This is a genomic window from Chitinophaga parva (assembly GCF_003071345.1).
Taxonomy (GTDB): Bacteria; Bacteroidota; Bacteroidia; order Chitinophagales; family Chitinophagaceae; genus Chitinophaga; species Chitinophaga parva.
This window is the reverse complement of record NZ_QCYK01000003.1, coordinates 622,213-642,424: the sequence shown is the minus strand read 5'-3', so window position 1 is coordinate 642,424 and position 20,212 is coordinate 622,213. Positions and strand designations below refer to the sequence as shown.

18 protein-coding genes are annotated in these 20,212 nt (G+C 53.8%); 7 read left to right on the top strand and 11 right to left on the bottom strand.

The genetic code is table 11. The annotated features are described in order from the left end of the window. Positions 1 to 78: 78 nt before the first annotated feature. The 4 genes from DCC81_RS21820 to DCC81_RS21805 are packed head-to-tail and all read right to left on the bottom strand — an operon-like array spanning position 79 to position 6,547. Positions 79 to 1,731, bottom strand: coding sequence for a hypothetical protein (locus DCC81_RS21820; RefSeq protein ID WP_108688789.1), 1,653 nt, complete (start codon positions 1,729 to 1,731; stop codon positions 79 to 81). Between the two features lie 12 nt (positions 1,732 to 1,743). After that, positions 1,744 to 2,949: a DUF4249 domain-containing protein gene (locus tag DCC81_RS21815; protein ID WP_108688788.1), complete on the bottom strand. Its 1,206-nt coding sequence runs from the start codon at positions 2,947 to 2,949 to the stop codon at positions 1,744 to 1,746. Positions 2,950 to 3,007: 58 nt separating this feature from the next. Then, positions 3,008 to 5,809, bottom strand: coding sequence for a TonB-dependent receptor (locus DCC81_RS21810; RefSeq protein WP_108688787.1), 2,802 nt, complete (start codon positions 5,807 to 5,809; stop codon positions 3,008 to 3,010). A 9-nt stretch (positions 5,810 to 5,818) separates the two neighbouring features. Then, positions 5,819 to 6,547 carry a hypothetical protein gene (locus DCC81_RS21805; protein WP_133177762.1) on the bottom strand — a complete coding sequence of 243 codons (729 nt, stop codon included), beginning with the start codon at positions 6,545 to 6,547 and terminating at the stop codon, positions 5,819 to 5,821. 305 nt (positions 6,548 to 6,852) lie between these two features. Here DCC81_RS21805 and DCC81_RS21800 point away from each other — a divergent pair, with 305 nt between their 5' ends. Next, on the top strand, positions 6,853 to 7,302 hold the full coding sequence (locus DCC81_RS21800) for an SRPBCC family protein (protein WP_108688785.1): 450 nt from the start codon (positions 6,853 to 6,855) through the stop codon (positions 7,300 to 7,302). Next, positions 7,289 to 7,612 (top strand): ArsR/SmtB family transcription factor, encoded by a 324-nt coding sequence (locus DCC81_RS21795; protein WP_108688784.1) that lies wholly within the window; start codon positions 7,289 to 7,291, stop codon positions 7,610 to 7,612. The genes DCC81_RS21800 and DCC81_RS21795 overlap by 14 nt, the downstream gene beginning before the upstream one ends. A gap of 122 nt (positions 7,613 to 7,734) precedes the next feature. Here DCC81_RS21795 and DCC81_RS21790 read toward each other — a convergent pair whose 3' ends face one another. The 5 genes from DCC81_RS21790 to DCC81_RS21770 all read right to left on the bottom strand — a co-directional run bounded on the left by DCC81_RS21790 (position 7,735) and on the right by DCC81_RS21770 (position 11,965). Next, the gene (locus DCC81_RS21790) at positions 7,735 to 8,511 is read right to left on the bottom strand and encodes a metallophosphoesterase family protein (protein WP_108688783.1); all 777 of its coding nucleotides are present in this window, start codon (positions 8,509 to 8,511) and stop codon (positions 7,735 to 7,737) included. Positions 8,512 to 8,545: 34 nt separating this feature from the next. Beyond that, the gene (gene arsB, locus DCC81_RS21785) at positions 8,546 to 9,637 is read right to left on the bottom strand and encodes an ACR3 family arsenite efflux transporter (RefSeq protein WP_165806692.1); all 1,092 of its coding nucleotides are present in this window, start codon (positions 9,635 to 9,637) and stop codon (positions 8,546 to 8,548) included. A gap of 28 nt (positions 9,638 to 9,665) precedes the next feature. Next, positions 9,666 to 10,508 carry an arsenite methyltransferase gene (locus tag DCC81_RS21780; protein WP_108688782.1) on the bottom strand — a complete coding sequence of 281 codons (843 nt, stop codon included), beginning with the start codon at positions 10,506 to 10,508 and terminating at the stop codon, positions 9,666 to 9,668. Between the two features lie 56 nt (positions 10,509 to 10,564). Beyond that, positions 10,565 to 10,894: an ArsR/SmtB family transcription factor gene (locus DCC81_RS21775; RefSeq protein WP_108688781.1), complete on the bottom strand. Its 330-nt coding sequence runs from the start codon at positions 10,892 to 10,894 to the stop codon at positions 10,565 to 10,567. A gap of 99 nt (positions 10,895 to 10,993) precedes the next feature. Next, positions 10,994 to 11,965 carry a YeiH family protein gene (locus DCC81_RS21770; RefSeq protein WP_108688780.1) on the bottom strand — a complete coding sequence of 324 codons (972 nt, stop codon included), beginning with the start codon at positions 11,963 to 11,965 and terminating at the stop codon, positions 10,994 to 10,996. 111 nt (positions 11,966 to 12,076) lie between these two features. Here DCC81_RS21770 and DCC81_RS21765 point away from each other — a divergent pair, with 111 nt between their 5' ends. The 4 genes from DCC81_RS21765 to DCC81_RS21750 all read left to right on the top strand — a co-directional run bounded on the left by DCC81_RS21765 (position 12,077) and on the right by DCC81_RS21750 (position 15,700). Continuing rightward, complete coding sequence (locus tag DCC81_RS21765) at positions 12,077 to 12,634, top strand: helix-turn-helix domain-containing protein (protein WP_108688779.1); 558 nt, start codon at positions 12,077 to 12,079, stop codon at positions 12,632 to 12,634. 145 nt (positions 12,635 to 12,779) lie between these two features. Beyond that, positions 12,780 to 14,978: a heavy metal translocating P-type ATPase gene (locus DCC81_RS21760; protein WP_108688778.1), complete on the top strand. Its 2,199-nt coding sequence runs from the start codon at positions 12,780 to 12,782 to the stop codon at positions 14,976 to 14,978. A gap of 78 nt (positions 14,979 to 15,056) precedes the next feature. Beyond that, complete coding sequence (locus DCC81_RS21755) at positions 15,057 to 15,266, top strand: heavy-metal-associated domain-containing protein (protein WP_108688777.1); 210 nt, start codon at positions 15,057 to 15,059, stop codon at positions 15,264 to 15,266. Between the two features lie 104 nt (positions 15,267 to 15,370). Beyond that, on the top strand, positions 15,371 to 15,700 hold the full coding sequence (locus DCC81_RS21750) for a four-helix bundle copper-binding protein (protein ID WP_108688776.1): 330 nt from the start codon (positions 15,371 to 15,373) through the stop codon (positions 15,698 to 15,700). 48 nt (positions 15,701 to 15,748) lie between these two features. Here DCC81_RS21750 and DCC81_RS21745 read toward each other — a convergent pair whose 3' ends face one another. Then, on the bottom strand, positions 15,749 to 15,985 hold the full coding sequence (locus DCC81_RS21745; RefSeq protein ID WP_108688775.1) for a KTSC domain-containing protein: 237 nt from the start codon (positions 15,983 to 15,985) through the stop codon (positions 15,749 to 15,751). Positions 15,986 to 16,050: 65 nt separating this feature from the next. Further along, the gene (locus tag DCC81_RS21740) at positions 16,051 to 16,641 is read right to left on the bottom strand and encodes a hypothetical protein (RefSeq protein ID WP_108688774.1); all 591 of its coding nucleotides are present in this window, start codon (positions 16,639 to 16,641) and stop codon (positions 16,051 to 16,053) included. A gap of 187 nt (positions 16,642 to 16,828) precedes the next feature. Between DCC81_RS21740 and DCC81_RS21735 the strand changes: the two genes are divergently transcribed. After that, on the top strand, positions 16,829 to 20,194 hold the full coding sequence (locus DCC81_RS21735; protein ID WP_108688773.1) for a DEAD/DEAH box helicase: 3,366 nt from the start codon (positions 16,829 to 16,831) through the stop codon (positions 20,192 to 20,194). The last annotated feature ends 18 nt before the right edge of the window (positions 20,195 to 20,212 follow it).

Below are 20,212 nucleotides of genomic sequence, written 5' to 3'. Positions count from 1 at the left end.
AGTACAGGAACACTAAATAAAAGGGTGCATCGACCAGCGCGATACACCCTTGCTTTTTCCGTGGTATGTGGAAACAGTTTACTTCACATCAAATGCGTGCGTGGTATAACAAGGCTTACCCCCGGCATCCAGCCCGGCGGCCACTACGAGGTAATGCCCAGGCAGGTCACCGGTATAGCATTGTACCGTGGCGGCACCGGCTGCATCAAAGCGCACCGATGGTTGCCAGTACAAAAGGCTGCGGTAGTCCGGGAAACGGCTGTTGCGCTCTGTTTGCGAAACATAGGCCGGTGCCGGGAATGGATGCGGGTTTTGCAGGCCTACGAAATCCTGTGCGGATACCTGGGTGCTGTCCAGCGGGTAGCCTTTCAGGTCACCACTGTACGTTTGCATGAACACCACGCCGGCGGCACGTATGGGGCCGTAATATACCGGCCTTGCCCGCACGGATATCTTGCGGATCTTCAGCGGGTCAAACTCAAACAGTTCCTTATTGTTGTACACCGGCACCCCATCCAGCAGCACCAGCGCATCATCGTGCTCCATCATTTCCGTGCCCAGGTTCCAGCAGTGCAGGTGCAGCACACCGCCTGCGCGGCGCACAAACACCTGCTTGATCACCTCGCGGAATACATCTTCCATAGTGGTAAAGCGCGTATAATCATCCAGCAATATTTCTTCGTCCGGGCGGCCAAAGAAAGGCACGCTATCCCGCAGGGGTGCAGGTGGCGCGGCCAGGTCGCGCTCCCGGTAGGCATGCTCCACCTGCGCGGAAACATGGCGGGTGGCATACGCTTCCAATACATTTTCCGGCAGGCTATCCCGCGCGGCTTCCTGGGCGGGCGTAAGCACCGGGGCAAACTGGTAATCGGGGATAATGCGGTACTGCTTTTCCCTGCACTCCATGATCAGGGTACTATTGCCGTACGCCTCCTCCAGTTCGGAAATAAAGCGCCCGTTCGCATCGGAGCTCACGGCCTGGAACACCGGCTTCCTGCCGGGTACGGACAGCGTGCCGATAACGCCTTCCACGGGTGTACCTGTAGCCCGGTTTACAATACGGCCGGTGATGATATTGCCCCGCAGCTCCGGCAGCAGCGTATCGATGAGCGGGTAGTGTTTGTAGGCCTGCGGCGATAGCTTTACTTTCTCCATCACCGTATCCACGCGGAACACCGAGAGCGACAGGCCGGTGACCGGTACGCCGGTTTTCAGCCGGATCTCCAGTTGGCTGCGGCGGTCGTACAGTGGCTTATCCGTGCTGCAGTGCAAAGCCGCATCCGGCGCGCCTTGCAGGGCACCGGGTATGAGATGCGCCCCGTTCATTGCTTCAGGATGCAGGGTATTGTACACATTGACCTGCTGCGTAAAAAAGCCTTCACTGCTGAAGTTGCGCATCCAGCGGGTGTAGGCCCTCCAGGTGTAGGTACCACTGGGCAGGTCTGCCGGCAGCTGCACGGCACCCTGTGCCCGCGCACTGTCCAGCGCCAGCTTGGTCTGCACCACGGGCGTGCCATGGGCATCCAGCAGTTCCAGATACGCAATGCGGCTGAAGACCCGGGGTTGGTCTGTGGCGGCATCCAGGCTATATACGGAAAACCAGCACCACTCACCTGCCAGGTAATGGTCCTGGTCCATATTTACGTAGAGGCGTTCCCGGTATACCCCATCCTGCGCATGCGCACAGCAGGTGGCCACCAGGAAACCCAGTATAAAAAGACATCTTTTCATCACGTTCAAAAATTAATTGGGCCAGAAATCCGGTTTTACATTGACACCGCCCCGGTACTGGCAGTCCACGCAGGAACCACTTGCCGCCAGGATCTTGTTATGCGGCAGCTGCGGGTCAACCCAGTTCAGCGGGAAATAGCCGCCACCGGCAAACAATCCTTTCCGCCGTTGCCATGGATCGCAGTCGGGCTCCATGGGATCGCAGATCACTACCGTGTCCGCCGGGCAATTGTAGTGGGACCGTATCCAGTCGGCCGGGGGCTTGATAAAGATCCGCTGGGACATGGAGGAAGCGGCAGTGATAAAGCCCACCACCGTTTCCGCAGGGTCGTTCACGTTATGAATATTGCCATGGATCTCTGAAGGCAGGGGTCCAAAGATGTCCCCGATCTGCTCCGTGATCTTTTTCACATTCACCCAATAGTTATACGCCTCCCGGGTCAGCACCGTTTGCTTCACCATAATGCTGTACAGCACCTGCAGGCGCTCATCCCCTGATGAGAAGAAGACCAGCGGCCCTTTGTACAGCACGTCTGCGCTAAGCTGGCTGGTAGTACCTATCAAGATGTTGTAAGAAGGCAGCGTATGCCAGCACCGGTAAAGCGCCTGTATTTCAGGATAAGGCCGCGGCACCAGGTCCGGGTGGAGCGGGTCAAAATCGGGCGACAAGGTATCAAACTTCAACTGCGACTGGTAGTTGGAGTGGTATTCCCACGTTTCTGCATACCGCCAGCGGTAGTACTGGCTGGTGTTGGTGGCGTCGTGCGTATTGACGTAGATCTGCATGCCACCTTTTTCTTCCACCCCGTACACAGAATCTATGGGCGGCGTTAGCTTGTAAGGCGTGTAGTCAGACAGGTATTCCTTTTGTTCACTCCATACATGGAGGCGGTATTCCGCGCCGGCCTGCAGGGGCAGCCCCGTGGCCTCATACTTACTGCTGGCAGGGTTAAAAACAAGCGGGTACGTGGGCCCGTCCTTTGCCTCTACCTCTACCCGGGCCCCGGCATCCACCAGCGGGCCGCTGGCGTTATTATCTGTGAGGGGGCGGGTATGGCTGATCATGATCGCCGTGGTATCATCCTGCCCACCCGTGATGGCACCATCCACTACGAGGTAGTGCACATCCGTACTGGTTACATCCGGCCGGTAAGGATCTTTGCAATGCCATGTAAGGCACATCATTCCTAACAGTCCGTAAATTAATTTCCGCTTCATCAACCTGGGTTTATCATCCGTTCAGGATGTGATCTTAAAAAAATTTTCTACCCGTACCTCAGAACTTAAAGTTGTACGTGATAAATGGAATGGCCGTACCGAAAATGGAAAGCTTGTAACCATGGATCTGGCCATTTTCCGATACAAAGTAGACCGAGTAGGCGTTGCGGCGGGCCAGCATGTTGTACACGCCCAGCGACCATGAACTGTGCGCCACCTTGTGCAGCTTGTGGTTACCATCAATGTTCACGGAAAAATCTGTACGGAAATAATCCGGGATGCGGGCGCTGTTGCGGTCTGCATACAGTACACGCACCGATCCGTCAATATAATAACTGGCAATGGGCAGTGTGATAGGGCGCCCGGTGGCATACACCGATGTCAGTGATACATTAAAGCGGTGGGAAATGCTGTAATTCGCCACCAGGTTCGCCGTGTGCGGCTTGTCGTAGTCCGCGGGATAATAGTTGCCGTGGTTCGTAGGATCGGTTACCAGCGGATCGCGCATGCGCAGCAGGGTGCGGCTGTAGGCGTAGCTTACCCATCCCGTCATCTTGCCGGCGGTCTTCTTTACCAGCAGTTCCACCCCATAGGCTTTGCCGTCTGCATTGGCCACATCCGTTTCCACGTGGTGGTTCAGCAGCAGGTTAGCACCGCTCTTGTATGAAAGGGCATGGCGGATCCATTTGTAATACAACTCTGCCGATGTTTCGATGGTGTTATGTTTAAAGTTGCGGTAGTAACCAATGGACACCTGGTCGCCGATCTCCGGCCGGATGTAAGTATCACTAAGCTTCCACACATCCGTGGGTGACACTACCGTGGTGTTAGACAGCATGTGGATGAACTGCTGGGTCCTGTTGTACGCCGCCTTCACGGAAGAATTGGTAGTGAGCGTGTAACGCAGTGCCATGCGGGGCTCCAGCCCGGCGTATGATTTGATCGTTTTGCCGGAGCCGTACATCACAGAATCCTTCACGGAGGAAATTTCCCGGGGCAGGCCAGGCAGGTACTCATTCACCACGGCGGGGCCACGGTTGGCAAAGAAAGCACCACGCAGGCCTACATTCAGCGTAAGATCTGGCGTAATGGTGTAGTTGTCTGCCACGTAAGCAGCGGCTTCCACCGCCTGTTCTTTCGGCACCGTGTTGGGGCGCGCCAGGCTTTTGCCACTGGGCTGGTAATCGCCGGGCGAAAGCTGGTAGTAAATGCCGCCCAGACCTGCTTCCAGGTGATGCTTGTTGCTCGGCATGAAGTTCATGTCCACGTTGGCATGCTGCTGTGCCACGTTGAACCTGTATTTAAAGGCAGTGATCTCATTGGCATCACTGTTCATACTAAAATTGTAATTGTCCGTGCCCACGGAGAAGGTGCCGTATGCCTTGCTGCTGAAAATATGCTTCCAGCGCAGCACCGCGTTCTTGTTGCCGTACTTGTACGCCGTATCCCTATCCAGTTTAAAATTGTCGTGGCTGATGTAGGCGGAGAGGTAAATGGTGTTATGATCGTTCCAGGAGTTGGTGATCTTCAGGTTTCCATCATAAAAGCCGGCGGAACTGCGCTTGTACTGCGGATCTTTGAGGAGGTGCAGTATCCAGTCTGAGTAGGACGCGCGGCCACCCAGGATGAAAGTGGTCTTGTCACCAATAGGACCTTCCAGCGTAAGGTGCCCGTTCAGCGGGCCTATGCCGCCGGAGCCGGAGAACTTATGCTGATTACCTTCGCGGGTGATCACGTCCAGCACGGACGACAGGCGGCTGCCGTAACGCACGGGGATACTGCTTTTATACAATTCCGCATCTTTGATCACATCCGGGTTGAAGGCGGAGAAGAAACCAAAGAAGTGGGCGGGGTTATACACGGTAGCGCCATCCAGCAGTACCAGGGTTTGGTCTACGTTGCCACCGCGCACGTTAAGGCCGGTGCTGCCTTCGCCGGCGGAGGTAACTCCCGGCAGCATTTGCAACACGCGCAGGATATCTGCTTCTCCCATGGGCGAGGGCACGCGCTTGATGGTCTGGATATCTATTTTCTGCACACCCATGGCGGCGCTCCGCACATTGGACGACTTCTCCCCTTCAATGGTCACACCTTTCAGGCTTTGCACAAAATCATGCATCACCACGGGCAGTTTGCCATCGCCGCGGAGGCTTACCTGGCGGCGGGCATCCATCATGCCAATGCAGGTAAAGCGCAGCACATAGCTGCCTTTGGGCAGGGTGATGGTGTAGTAACCATAGGGATCAGAAACAGATTTTACGGTAAGGCCCTGCACTGCTACCGTAGCGTTGCCAATGCCTTCATTGGTAGTGGCACGCCGGATATAGCCTGTAATGGTGGCATTGCCCGCCGTGCTGTTGCTATTACCAATATTATACGTTTTGAAATCATCGTACGAAGCCTTTACGGCCGCATTCTCTTCTTCTGTAGCGGGCCCTCCGGCTGTCTTGCGTTTGCCGGCGCGGGGCAACACCCGCCCGTTCGCGTGCGGGGTTACTGCCAGTATGGGGGCCGGTGGCCTGCCTGCCAGCGGGATCTGCAACGTAAGCGGGGGGCCGGAGGCGATGAACACATGATGTTGTGCATCCTCCGTTACAGAAAAACCCAACCTGCCCAGCAGGGAGTCCAGCACTTCGCGCATGGGTTGCTGCACCAGGGTGGCGGTGAAATAAGTATTGTCAAATGCGGTTACGTCATAGTAAAAGTAAGCGCCTGTCTGTTTTTCAAGTGTATCTGTGAGCTGTTGTATGCCGGCGCTGTCCAGCCGCACGGTTACAGGCCTGGCCAGCACGGGGCTTTGTGCCCGCAGGGCACCGGTGCATGCTATGATACAGAACAGGAGGAGTAAACAATATTTCATGCAAGCGGTTTATTGAGGATCGAAATGCTGCACCGCGGCCACCATGGCGGCTTCACGGTCTTTACGAAATTCTATTCCCTGGCTGCGGATGTACCGTTTCAGCTGGCTGCGTTTTACCTGCAGGGCCCTGCTCAGGTCTGCCTGGGTACGCAAGGTCTGGTAAGTACCATTGGACTCCCATTCAAAATAGGTAACGTCAGTGATCACGTCTCTTACCCCATCCTGCGTGATCACGCCTTTCTGGAGCGTTTTCAGGAAGTGGCCATACAACGTGCCTTTGTTACCCCGGTGCATGCGCGCATAAAAACCGGGACGGTACTGGGTACTGTCTTTCATGTGGATGAATTGCATACCGTACACATTGAAACTGTCCACCCGCTCAGAAAGCAGCGCTATCTGCCCGTAAAGACCGGGTATATAGTCCGCGGGAATAATGACCTGTTCCTTCACATCATCATACAGCAAGGTGCGGCCGGCGAAATACCGTCCGTCGTACCAGATGTCGCCCGGTGCATAAGCGGGCTTGCGGAAGTAAGGATGCTCCTGTTTGAAGATGCGCAGGTCATACCGCACGTATTCAAACCCGTTGAACAAAAAAGGCAGGGCCATTTTTTCATAGTGCTGGCGCACACTGTCAATAAAACCGGACGATTGTTGTTGTGCAAAGCAGGCAAAGGAAAACAACGTAAACACCATTACAAAAAAAGCACGTGGACGGGACGGGGCGCCCTTTCTCAAACAAACTTTTACACGTTCCTGGACTACAAGGCAAACACGATCACCAGTTGCTGGGAACTGTTGTGATATCATGAAAAAGGGTTACAATTGATTGATTTTGGTTCTAAAATAACAAAGTAGAAAAAATTCCTGCAAGTAAAAATGGCGTAGACGAATTTAACACATTCGTGCTACAGGGACGGGCCCCCTTATCTTGAATGCCCTTTTAACGGCGTACCCGGCTGTTTTGTTACAAGCGCCGGGGGAAAACATTTTTATATAACCTGCAGGTTACCTATCTTTACGTAACTCAAAGGTTACTTATCATGGAAAAAGATATCCTGGTGCATTGGTTCCTGCCGCACCCGCCGCAGCAGGTATGGGAATACCTGACAGACCCTGCCCTGCTGGGCCAGTGGCTCATGCCAAACGATTTCCGTGCGGAAGTGGGGCATCGCTTCCGGTTTCACAGCCAGCCCCGCGTAAAGATGGGATGGGACGGTATTGTGTATGCAGAAGTAAAGGAAGTACAGGCCCCGCACCGCCTGGTGTATACCTGGCAGGGAGGCCCAAGGCCCGGCGTTATTAACCTGGACACCCTGATCACCTGGACGCTGGAGGCCCGGGAAGGCGGCACCGCCCTCACGCTTACACAAGCTGGTTTCAAAGGCTGGAAGAATGTAATAGCCGCCATGATCATGAGCAAGGGCTGGAAAGGCAAGATAGCAGCCCGTTTTGCAGATCTTTTAAATGAACGCGCCCATGTACCCGCATAAAGCAGACGTATTCCAGGCCATCGCCGATCCCACGCGCCGCGCCATCCTGGTGCTGCTGGCGGCGCAAAGCCTTACCATCAATGCCCTGGCAGACAATTTTAACATCAGCCGGCCGGCGGTGTCAAAGCATGTAAAAGTGTTGCAGGAATCCGGCCTTATCACCATTGAAGACCTGGGCCGGGAGCGGCATTGCAGCCTCCAGGCAGCTGGATTCAATGAAGTGAAACAATGGCTGGAATTTTTTGAGGGCTTCTGGAAAGGCAAACTGAAACAGCTGGAGAAATTGCTGCAGCAGCGCCATGAAGGATAATGTAGCAAGCACCCCATACACCTATACCGCCTGCTTTGTTGACCATGTGTATCATTTTATCTCCTGCCCTATGCAGCACCGGCCTGGAAGAACCGGTATTCCACTTCCGGGATTAATGGAGACTAGCGGGCATTCCTGAGGCTTTCTGCGTATGCATCCGGTAGTGGACTATCTTCTACCGCTTTTGCAGCCTTTTCTACGTCGTATTCAAACCGGATAAATTCTACCCGGATACCTGCAGTAGACTTCGTACTGGCATTTTCATCGATGTGAAGCAGCACGTAACCGCCACGGGGATCACCGTCTTTGGGCTTACCGACCGCGCCAATGTTGATGGCGTGGCGGTAATGCGGCGTTGCTGCATCCGGTGCGCCAGGTAATATGCGGTGATAGGGTTTATGCGTATGCCCGAAACACATAATATCTGCATCGGCGTCCGCCATTATGCGCAACATGCTTTTCTCCTCCCGGTCTTCAAATAGATATTCGTTGATCTTACGTGGGCTGCCATGTACCAGTAACAGGTTCAGTTTATCGTGGTTCAATTGAAATTCAACCTTGATATGCGCCGGAAGTGTGCGCAGATAGCGGCGTTCATCCTCCTTTACAACAGCATTGGTATAACTGATGGATATTGCTCCATTCGCCTTTTCATCATCCGTTTTGTAAGCGCAGCCGCAATCATCGCTGGTGCGGCCAATACCAAAATCATAATTACCCGCTATGGCAGGAATACCCCGCTGGCGGATCTCCCGGATTACTTCATTGGGCCAGATATTATAACCCACCAGGTCACCCAGGCAGTAAATGGCGTCCGGTTTACGCGTTTCCACATCCTCAAAAAAGGCTTCCAACGCGGGAAGGTTAGCATGGATGTCACTAAATAAAGCGATTTTCATATACCCTGTATTTGTTATAGTGTCTGGGATAATATTATGCCTGCGTTTTTGTGAGGTTGGCAGTATCCGCCTCGCGGCTGTACCAGCGTTTACGCAACCAGAAAGCTACATTCACCAGCGCAATTAATGCCGGAACTTCTACCAGCGGGCCGATCACCCCCACAAATGCCTGCCCGGAATTAATGCCAAACACCCCGATTGCCACCGCAATGGCCAATTCAAAGTTGTTGCCCGCCGCCGTAAAGGCTATGGAGGCATTTTTACTGTAATCGGCCCCCATGGCACGCCCCAACAGAAAGCTAACCAGGAACATAATAACAAAGTACACTGCCAGCGGAATGGCGATGCGCACCACGTCCAGCGGTATTTGTACGATCATCTGCCCCTTGAGGCTGAACATCACCACAATGGTAAAGAGTAATGCGATCAGGGTGATGGGTGAAATAACCGGAATAAATTTTTCCTGGTACCAGCTTTCACCTTTCAAGCGGATAAGCGTATAGCGGCTGATCACGCCGGCGGCAAACGGAATACCCAGGTAAATGCCAACACTACGGGCGATCTCTCCAATGGATACCGCCACTGTAGCGCCTTTCATGCCAAGCAAGCCAGGTAGCCAGGTCAGGAAGATGTATGCATATACACTATATAACAATACCTGGAAGATGCTATTCAATGCTACCAGGCCCGCCGCATACTCCCGGTTGCCTTCCGCCAGCTCATTCCATACGATGACCATAGCGATACAACGGGCCAGGCCGATCAGGATAAGACCAGTCATGTAGGCTGGTTGGTCGCGCAGGAACACTACCGCCAACACAAACATCAGCAACGGCCCGATGATCCAGTTTAATAATAATGAAACGGATAAGATCTTCGTGTTGCGGAATACCTGTCCCATTTGTTCGTATCGCACTTTTGCCAGCGGTGGGTACATCATCAGGATCAGCCCTATTGCCAGCGGCACATTGGTAGTGCCTGTAGAAAAGGAATTGATAAACGCAGGCGCGGAGGGAACAAAGTATCCAATAGCCACGCCTGCAGCCATTGCCAAAAAAATCCAAAGGGTCAGGTAACGGTCCAGGAAGCTCAGGCGCTTGCGCTGGGCGGGATTACAGTTTTGCATATTGATTTGTTGAGGGTATAGCACTTGTTTACTGGCAACATCCGGGTGCGCAGCAGGCTTCCGCCCGGGGTTTTTCCGCATACACCGTAACACTGTAAATGCCGGCGTCACCTGCGCGGAATGCGGCTATTTCTGCGGCAGACAGGTAGGTGCTCAAAATATCGTCTGGAATATGAATTGTCTTTTCCCGCTGGATGGTCATATTCTTAAAGCCATTAGCAGTAATCAGTCCCAGGTAAGCCTCTTTTTGGATGGCTCCGGACACGCAACCCGCATACATTTCAGCAGCCTGACGCAGTTTTTCCGGCAGGTTGCCTTCCAATACAATGTCAGATATACTAAAGTGGCCGCCGGCCTTGAGTACACGGAAGATCTCCTTTATCACGCCGTCCTTATTGGGCACCAGATTTAACACACAGTTGCTCACTACAACGTCAGCAACGCCGGCACCAACGGGCATTTTCTCAATGTCACCCTGGCGGAATTCCACATTGTTATACCCCAGCTTATCTGCATTGGTGCGGGCCAGTTCAATCATTGCCGGGGTAAAATCTACGCCGATCACTTTGCCGCTTTCCCCCACTTCTTTGCGGGCAATAAAACAATCATTGCCTGCACCGGAGCCCAGGTCAATAACGGTATTACCTGGCTGGATCCTGGCAAATTGCGTGGGCAGCCCGCAACCCAGGCCCAAATCAGCATCCGGGTTATAGCCCTCCAGGTGGCTGTAATCATCGCTCATGATGTTATATACTTCGGTGGAGCAACAACCCGAACCGCAACAGGACGCCTGGTTGGTATCCTTGTCCTGTAGCGCGATCTCACTATATTTTTGTTTTACCAGTTCTTTGAGTTGTTCATCTGTTTGCATAGCAATTTGTTTTTATCGTATCATTGCAATATTGCGATAATTGGAGGCAAAAAAAATCAACAGCAGCTGCTATCATTTTTTACTTCCACAAAGAAGACGTTGAAAACCTGCTTGTAGCGGTTCCAAACCTTGGGATCAATGCAGTAGCAAACGCTGGCGCCTTCCACGGTACCCTGAATGATGCCAGCGTTCTTTAATTCTTTTAAATGCTGGGACGTAGTAGCCTGGGCAAGGCCCAGTTCTTCCACCAGATCACCCGTTACGCAGGCGTTTTTCTTTACCAGGTATTGCAGGATGGCAATGCGCGCAGGATGCGCAATAGCCTTCGCCATATTGGCGATATCATTCTGCTGTTTGGTGAATAAATCTGATTTCGTTAATCCCATATCGCAATATTACGATAGTTATCCGGGAATGACCAAATCTTTTTTCCCGGGGCAGGCTGTTGTCCGGCTGCAAGTGCGCGCTGTAAAAGGCGGCGCTGCTTACGCCGCCCAATGCAGCACTGCATACAATGCCGCCCCGGAAATAGCCACCCACAGCCCCACACCCTGTACTAACGGCCTGGCGCCCACGCCTTTCAGCACGTCCCTGGAAAGGCCGGCACCAATGAGGAACAACGTGAGCGTAAGCCCTGTCCTGGCCACCTGCACCATCGCACCGCTCACTACCGGCATAGGAAACCAGGTATGCAGCAGCAGGGCCAGCACAAACAACAGGATGAACCAGGGTATTTTTACTTTGCGGGCGCCCTGCCGGGAAAACACCGCCGTAAGCAGGGCTACCGGCATGATCCAGAGGGCACGGGCCAGCTTTACCGTGGTGGCCACCTGCAGGGCTTCGGGACCATATTTATTGGCCGCGCCTACCACTGCGCTGGTATCGTGAATAGCGATAGCGCTCCACAAACCAAACTGGGCCTGGCTCAGGTGCAGGGCATGGCCTATCACCGGGAATAAAAAGAGGGCAACGGAATTCAGTATGAACACCGTGCCCAGTGCTACAGACACTTGCTTGTCTTCTGCACGGATCACCGGGGAAATAGCTGCAATAGCGCTGCCCCCGCAAATAGCCGTGCCACAGGCCACCAGGTAGCTGGTTTTCCGGTCTGTTCCCAACCAGCGGCCCAGCCCCCAGCCCAGCAACAGGGTGGCGCTGATGGAGGCGATGGTGAAAACAAACCCCTGCTGCCCTGCCTTCAGTGCGCCCTGCACATTCATACCAAAGCCGAGGCCCACCACTGATACCTGCAATAAAATATGCGTAGCTTTATGATTCAGATGCAGGAAAGGATGGCCAATGACCTGTGCCGTAAAAATGCCCAGGAGCAGCGCCCATGGCGGCGATACAAAGGGCAGCATGCAAAGTACCAAAGCGCCGGTGAAGATCACCTCCCGGGTGGTAATGCTTTTATCAAGCCAGGTTCTTTTCCGGGTAATGCCAGTGTCTGTGTTCATATACTTTCGTTTTATTGACCACACAAAGGTGATACATTGCCGCGGCAATCCTACATTGTGAATGGTAATACGTCATAACCTAAAGTAATTACATACGAACAATCCCATAACATGAAGCTCTACATAAAAAACATGGTCTGCGACCGTTGCATAGCCGCGGTAAGACAAACAATAACCGCCCGCCAGTTGCACCTGCTCTCCCTCCAACTGGGAGAAGCGGAAATTGAAGAAACCCTCTCAAAAGCTGAACTGGAGCCCCTCTCCCATGACCTGGAGCAACTGGGCTTTGAGCTGATAGACGATCGCAAAAGCCGCCTCATAGAACAGGTAAAGAACGCCATCCGCAAGCTGGTGCACCAGGAAGCAGACGAGCGCACCATCAACCTCTCCACCTACCTGGCCCAAACCCTGCACCATGATTACAATACGCTCAGCACCCTGTTTTCCCAGGTGGAGGGTGTAACGGTGGAGAAATATTACATCCGGCAAAAGGTGGAACGTGTAAAGGAACTGCTGGTGTATGATGAGCTGAGCATTTCAGAGATCGCTTTCCAGGCAGGGTACAGCAGCGTAGCACACCTGAGCAGGCAGTTCAAGGAAGTGACCGGCATGACGCCCAGCGCATTCAAAGGACAGCATGGGCACAGAAAGCCATTGGACAAAGTATAGCCGGGTATGGGAATTATGCAAAACAAAAAAGGAATCCTGCAAAACCGCAGCGCGCTGCTGAAATTATGCAAAGCATACCTGTAATCCTGTAACGGCGGGGCATCCCGGGGGTTGGACATTTGTAACCGAACAACCTTGGAATGTTATGAACCCGACGATCACCAAAAATTTCCCGGTACTGCACCTTAGCTGCGCAGCCTGCGCAGTGAGCACAGAAAGCACCTTGCAATACCTGCCCGGCGTAAGCCAGGCCAGCGTGAACTTTGCCAATGCCACGGCACAGGTCACTTACGATCCCACAAAGGTAGCTCCCACCGCCATGAAGACAGCCCTGCAGGCCCTGGGCTACGACCTGCTGATTGAAGACAATGCCGCCCAAACTTTTGAAGACCAGCAGCAGCAACAAGCGAAAACGCTGCAACGCAAAACCATAGCTGCTTTGATCCTGGCGGCACCGCTGGCGGTGATCGGGATGTTCTTCATGGATATGCCGTATGCTAACTATATCATGTGGGCATTGGCCACTCCCTTTATCTTTTATTTTGGCACCCCTTTTTACGTGAATGCCTGGAAACAGGCCCGTCACCGCAAGGCTAACATGGATACCCTGGTAGCCCTGAGCACCGGCGTGGCCTACGTTTTCAGCGTGTGCAATACGCTCTGGCCCGGCTATTGGCATGCCCAGGGACTGCATGCACCCGTTTATTTTGAAGCCGCCGCAGTGGTGATAGCCTTTATTTTATTAGGCAAATGGCTGGAAGAAAAGGCCAAAGGTGGCACGGCCAGCGCCATTAAAAAGCTGATGGGACTACAGCCCAATACCGTGATACGCCTGCTCCCCGATGGCACACAACAGGAAGTGCCCACTGCCAGTGTGCAGCCCGGAGACCTGCTGCTGGTAAGGGGTGGCGACCGGATTGCGGTGGACGGGCAGGTAGCACAGGGCCATTCCTTCGCTGATGAAAGTATGATCAGCGGGGAGCCCCTGCCGGTAGAAAAGACAAGCGGCAGCAAAGTGTATGCAGGTACCATGAACCAGCAGGGCAGCCTGCAGGTCACCGCACTGCAAACCGGGGCCGATACCGTGCTGGCACACATTATCCAGATGGTGCAAAACGCACAGGGCAGCAAGGCCCCGGTGCAGCGGCGGGTAGATAAGATAGCCGGCATTTTTGTACCGGTGGTCATTGGCATTGCAGTACTAACGTTTGGTATATGGTTATTGGCCGGGGGGCCGCAAAGCCTTTCCCATGGCCTGCTGGGCATGATCACAGTATTGATCATTGCCTGCCCCTGCGCCCTGGGACTGGCCACGCCCACTGCCATCATGGTGGGTGTGGGCAAGGCCGCGGCACAAGGCATCCTTATTAAAGATGCGGAAAGCCTGGAACTGGCGCGCCGCGTAAACGCCATTGTACTGGACAAGACCGGCACCCTCACAGCAGGTAAACCGGCGGTCACCGCCCTGGAATGGAAAGCAGGCACACCACCGTTGCCCCAGGTACTGGCAGCATTGGAACAGCAATCTACCCACCCGCTGGCAGGTGCTGTGGTGGCCTATTTACCGGCACAGGAACCTGTTACCCTTACCCAGGTGACCAACCTACCCGGCGCCGGTGTCACCGCTATTCACGATAACGTTACCTATTATGCAGGCAATCTCCGCCTGCTCACAGCGCATGACATCACGGTATCGCCTGCACTGGCAGCTACCGTAGCACAATGGCGGGCAGCCGCTAAAACAGTGATCTATTTTGCAAACAACACAGAAGCATTGGCTGTGCTGGCAATAGAAGACGCGTTGAAACCCAGTTCCCCGGGCGCCGTGAAAGCCTTGCAGGACGCGGGTATCCAGGTATATATGCTTACCGGCGATCACGCCGCTACGGCAAAAGTGATCGCGGAAAAAGCAGGCATCACCCATTACAAGGCAGGCGTACTGCCTGGTGATAAAGCCGCTTTTGTAACAGCGCTGCAACGCGAGGGGCATGTGGTAGCCATGGCCGGAGACGGCATTAACGATGCAGAAGCACTGGCACAGGCAGATGTAAGCATTGCTATGGGCCGGGGCAGTGACATAGCCATGGACGTGGCCCGCATGACCATCGTATCCTCCGACCTGGCACGCATTCCGCAGGCCATACATATTTCATCACTAACGGTATCAGCTATACGTCAAAATCTCTTCTGGGCCTTTATTTATAATCTCATTGGCATTCCGCTGGCGGCTGGCATCCTGTACCCGGTGAATGGATTCCTGCTCAACCCCATGATAGCCGGCGCCGCGATGGCACTGAGTTCTGTAAGCGTAGTAGCCAACAGCCTGCGGCTGAAATGGCGGTAAAAATTATGCAAATCATTCCCGGAATACAGTAAACAGCAGTGCCACCCACCTGCGTACATTTGTTTAAAACAACATCATATGAACAACATACAATTCAAGACCAATATCAACTGTAGCGGCTGTGTGGCCAAGGCCACACCCGCACTGGACCAGGTGGCCGGTGCACACCAATGGAAAGTAGACACCGCCAATCCTGAAAAAATACTGACCGTAACCAGTGATGCCGCTCCCTCCGCCATTGTAGCAGCATTACAGGCAGCCGGCTTTACCGCCACGGTAAAACCATAACATAACACATCCTGCACCCAGCGGTGGACTGCCCGGCAGCCACCGCTTTGGCATGTAAAACGGCATCATATTTCGGAAGGTATTGTTCACCAAAACGCACCGTTATGGGATACCACCAATACCAACAATGTATAGACGCCTGCCTGCGCTGTGCGGCACTTTGTAACCACTGCGCCAGCAGCTGCCTGCAGGAAGCGGATGTAAAATCCATGAGTACGTGCATACAACTGGACATGGAATGCGCCGCTCTTTGCTATGCTGCTGCCCAGCTCATGAGCCTGGGCAGCGGGCAGGCCCGGGCCATTTGTAAATTATGTGCGGAGATCTGTGAACGCTGCGGCGCAGAATGCAGCCGGCACAAGGATATGCAGCACTGCCAGGAATGTGCGGCCGCCTGTAAACAATGTGCGGAAATTTGTCGCACCATGGCTTAAAAAAAATTGCCCGGCAAAGCAAAAGCCCGGCCGTAGTGGCCGGGCTTTTTACAACTCGTTTGCATGACTGAACAGGTCTTGCCCGGGCGTGCTCACTAACCGGCAGGCATACCTGTTCTTAATATACTGGTTAAAATAAATGCCTTTGATGCGGGACGCCTTCATGGCTTCATACACGGCAGGAGGCACCTCCAGGTAATCATACACCTTTTGTGAAGTGAAGGTGATGCGCAGCGTGGAGACCTCCGGCAAATAAGCGATATGGGCAATAACGGTGGAAGGCATTCGCAGAAAAAGGAATTGCTTGCAGTGATTCCTCATCCAAAACCCCGCCAGTCCTGCCTTACGGCTTATTTTTTCTTCACCAGTTTGGTTACCATTACACCCCAGTCATTCACCTTACCGGAAATGCCGTTCTGCACCACTGTTTGCGTAATATCCACCGTACTGGTGAGAATGAGCGTATCGTTGGAGATCCTGAACTTACCACCCGTAGTAGTGGGCGCATTGGAATTAGTAGCGTCATTCGGTGTGGCAAACGCGCCGGAAGTATAGAGAGAATCACCGATCACTTTATAAGTACCGGAGCTTTTAATGCCGGGCATGTCAAAATCCAGCGGGAGGCTGATGGAATTTTCCGGGTCCAGCGGATCGTCGCTAGACACCGTACCGCTGGCAGTATAGGGCATTCCATCGGAGCTGTACTTTCCATTCAGCATGGTCACGGAGCCACTGGCTTTGGTAGACGCATAGTGGGAAGTAGAGATCTGGGTTTCACCTTGCGCGGAAACCGTTACACGGGTATCTGCTTCCAGCGAAACAAAGTTCCAGGTACCATCTACCGTAGTGGAGGCGCCACCGCCGGAAGTATCTTTTTTACAGGCGATCATGGTGCTGGAAAATGCTGCAGCCAGGCACAGGATAAGGGCATTGCGTTTCATGAGGGATTGATTGGGTTTTTAGTCAGGATTTATATTGATTTTTAAAACCAGGAACAACGGTACAGCAAACAAAAAACGGGACGCTGTTTCTTACGGATCAACAAGCCGGGATCAAATATATATTATTTTTTATAAATACGTAAAAATCTTTGACACCGGGGTGTATAAGTGGTAATTTTGGTGCAGCATGAACGATTTATTCAATGACCCGGGCGCCTGCGTACTGGCACCATTTGGTCCGGCGCAACTGGATGCCGGTTTTATAGCCCGCCATGTGCACGAAGGCATTGGGGAGGACGCGTGGGCCGGCGCCACGCTGGTGGCGCGAGAACTGCAAATGGGGCAGGCAGTGCTTACGGCATCTTCCACCGCATTTAACTACCCGGAGGTAAGTGTACAGCTGCATGCGGATAAACTGGCCCTCACCTGCACCTGCGATACCACGCTGCCTTACGCGCTTTGCGCCCACCAGGCCAGGGCCCTTTATACCATTGCTTACAAAGATGAACTGCGCCTGTTCTTCGACCCGGCCACACGCCAGCGCATGCTGCGCCCCTATGCCGCACCGTATGGACTGCAGGATGAAGCCACGCTGGATAACTGGTTTGAGGTAAGTTATGAAAAACAACAGCTGCAGGTGAAACCCCGGCAGGCAGGCCTTTTTGCCGTAACACCGGAAATCACGCATGACCTGAAAGCCTTGCTGCTGCCCGACCCGCAGACACTGCTGCCCATAAAACTGCACCAGCCGGCAGGCCGCCAGCTCTTCGTGGTATTGCGCCAGCATAAATATTACAAACAGGTTTGCACCGAACTTTATACCGCCGACACCACCGCTGCCGGCAAATTAAAAAATCCTTTACAGGCACTGGCGCCCCTGCCCCTGGCCTGGGAAAGCGACCGCGCTGATGAGTTGAAATTCTACACGGCCCTGGCTAAGTTCCAGAACAACATTGCCGCCCACACCAGCGCCACAGACCTGGAAGGCCTGAAGGCAATAGCCCGTAACCCGCTGGGGCTACGGTTCTACGCGCACAACAACCGCAGTTCAGACAACGTGGTGGCCAATGCACTGGAGGCCATAACCCTGGGCAGCCTGGCACAGGACCTGCGTATACAGGTGGAATGGCAGGCGCCTTTTTACCGCATTCATGCATCCATAGTGATAGACGGCATGCCTTACGCGCTGCGCGATGTGAAGATGCGGTTCGATTATTTTGTGCAGATCGATCATGCACTGCACCTGGTAAGTCACTACCCTTTCCTGAAGGTAATGGACTTCTTCCGCCGCCATCACTATGAGATCAGCGTGCATGGGTCTAAGTTTGCGCTGTTCCAGCAGGAGGTGCTGAGCAAACTGGAAGACTTCATCAGCATCCAGTACCCACCTGCAATGGCGCCTGTGCAGGATGCACCGCCCCCATCGCGGGAGTGGTTGTTGTATCTCTCCGACCTGGATAATTACATCCTGCTTACACCGGTGATCCGCTATGGCACGGTGGAAATACCGGTGCGCACCAAGCGCGTGCTTTACACACCCGGCGAGAACGGGCAAGCCATGACCCTGCACCGGGATGCCGCATCAGAAACAGCATTCATCGCGCTGCTCACCCGCCAGCACTTTGACTTCCCGGAGCAACTGGAAAACAGCCTCCCCTACTTTTACCTACCCCGCCTGGAATTCCTGGAGCAGGACTGGTTCCTCGATGCTTTTGAAAACTGGCGGGCCCATGGTATTACGGTAATGGGGTTCAGCCAGTTGAAGAACATCACGGTCAATCCCCACAAACCGAAGATAGAGATCAAGGTGACCAGTGGCATTAACTGGTTCAACACCGCCGTGAATGTAACCTTTGACCGGCGTAAGGCCAGCCTGCCACAACTGCACAAAGCCGTGCGCAACAAAAGCCGGTTTGTGCAACTGGACGACGGTACACAGGGCATTTTGCCGGAAGAATGGATCAGCCGCTTTGCGCGTTATTTTGATGCCGGTACCGTGGTGGATGAAAACATCCTCACCTCCAAAGTGAACTTCTCCGCCATTGCAGACCTTTATGATGCGGCCAACCTGGACGAGAATGTACAACAGGAGCTGGACAAATACCATCGCTTCCTGAACGATACCACCCGCATTGCAGCGGTACCCGTGCCGGAAGGCCTCCAGGGCCAGCTGCGCGCCTACCAGCAGCAAGGCCTCAACTGGCTTAATTTTCTGGATGACCTGAATTTTGGCGGATGCCTGGCAGATGACATGGGCCTGGGAAAATCCCTGCAGATCATTGCTTTCATTTTGCTACAACGCACCAAGGTAACACAAAACACCAACCTGCTGGTGGTGCCCACATCGCTGGTGTTTAACTGGGAAGCAGAGCTATATAAATTTGCACCCTCCATTAAAGTGCTCACCCACTACGGGCCCCAACGCGACCGCAAGACGCAGGACTACAGCCGGTATGAGCTGGTGATCACCACTTATGGCACGCTGATGGCCGACATCAACTACCTGCGCAAGTATACTTTCAATTACGCATTCCTCGACGAATCACAACTGATCAAAAACCCCAACTCCCAACGCTACAAGGCCGTGCGCCTGCTGCAGGCCCGCAACCGCATCGTGATCACCGGCACACCAGTGGAAAACAACACCTTTGACCTCTACGGGCAGCTTTCCTTTGCCTGCCCGGGTTTGCTGGGCAGCAAGCAATTTTTTAAAGACGTATATGCGTTCCCGATAGACAAGTTCAAGGACAATGAGCATGTGGCCATCCTGCAACGGAAGGTGGCGCCCTTCATCCTGCGCCGCACCAAGGAGCAGGTGGCCGCGGAACTGCCGCAGAAAACGGAGATGGTGCAGTTCTGCCCCATGGGCGATGAGCAATGGCAGGTGTACCAGCAGTATGAAAAAGAGTTCCGCGACTTCCTGGAAGGCATTAACAATGAAGACCTGGCGAAGCATGCCATGCATATCCTGAGCAGCCTTACAAAGCTGCGCCAGATCTGCGATTCACCGCTGCTGCTAAAAGAAGAAAAACTCTACGGCGAGGGTGCCGCCAAAATAGAAATGCTGCTGAAGCAGATCGAAAGCAAATCCACCCGCCATAAGATCCTGGTGTTTTCCCAGTTTGTGGGCATGCTGGAACTGGTGGAGCAGGCGCTGAAGAACAGGAACATTCCCTACACGATGCTGACCGGCAGCACGCGTAACCGGGAGCGGGTGGTGCAGTCGTTCCAGGATGAGGAAATGGTGCGCGTATTCCTGGTGAGCCTCAAGGCTGGTGGCGTAGGGCTGAACCTTACGGCTGCGGATTATGTGTACCTGCTGGACCCATGGTGGAACCCCGCAGTGGAAAACCAGGCGATAGACCGCGTGTACCGCATTGGACAAACGAAGAACGTGGTGGCGGTGCGGCTGATCTGCCCGGGTACTATTGAGGAGAAATTGCTGAAGCTCCAGGAGCATAAAAAGGAGCTGGCGGGGAGCCTGGTGAAGGCGGACGGGGAACTGCTACAGGCGATGAGCAAGGCGGAGTTGCTACAGCTGGTGGCGTTATGAGAAATGGCGCAGATAAAA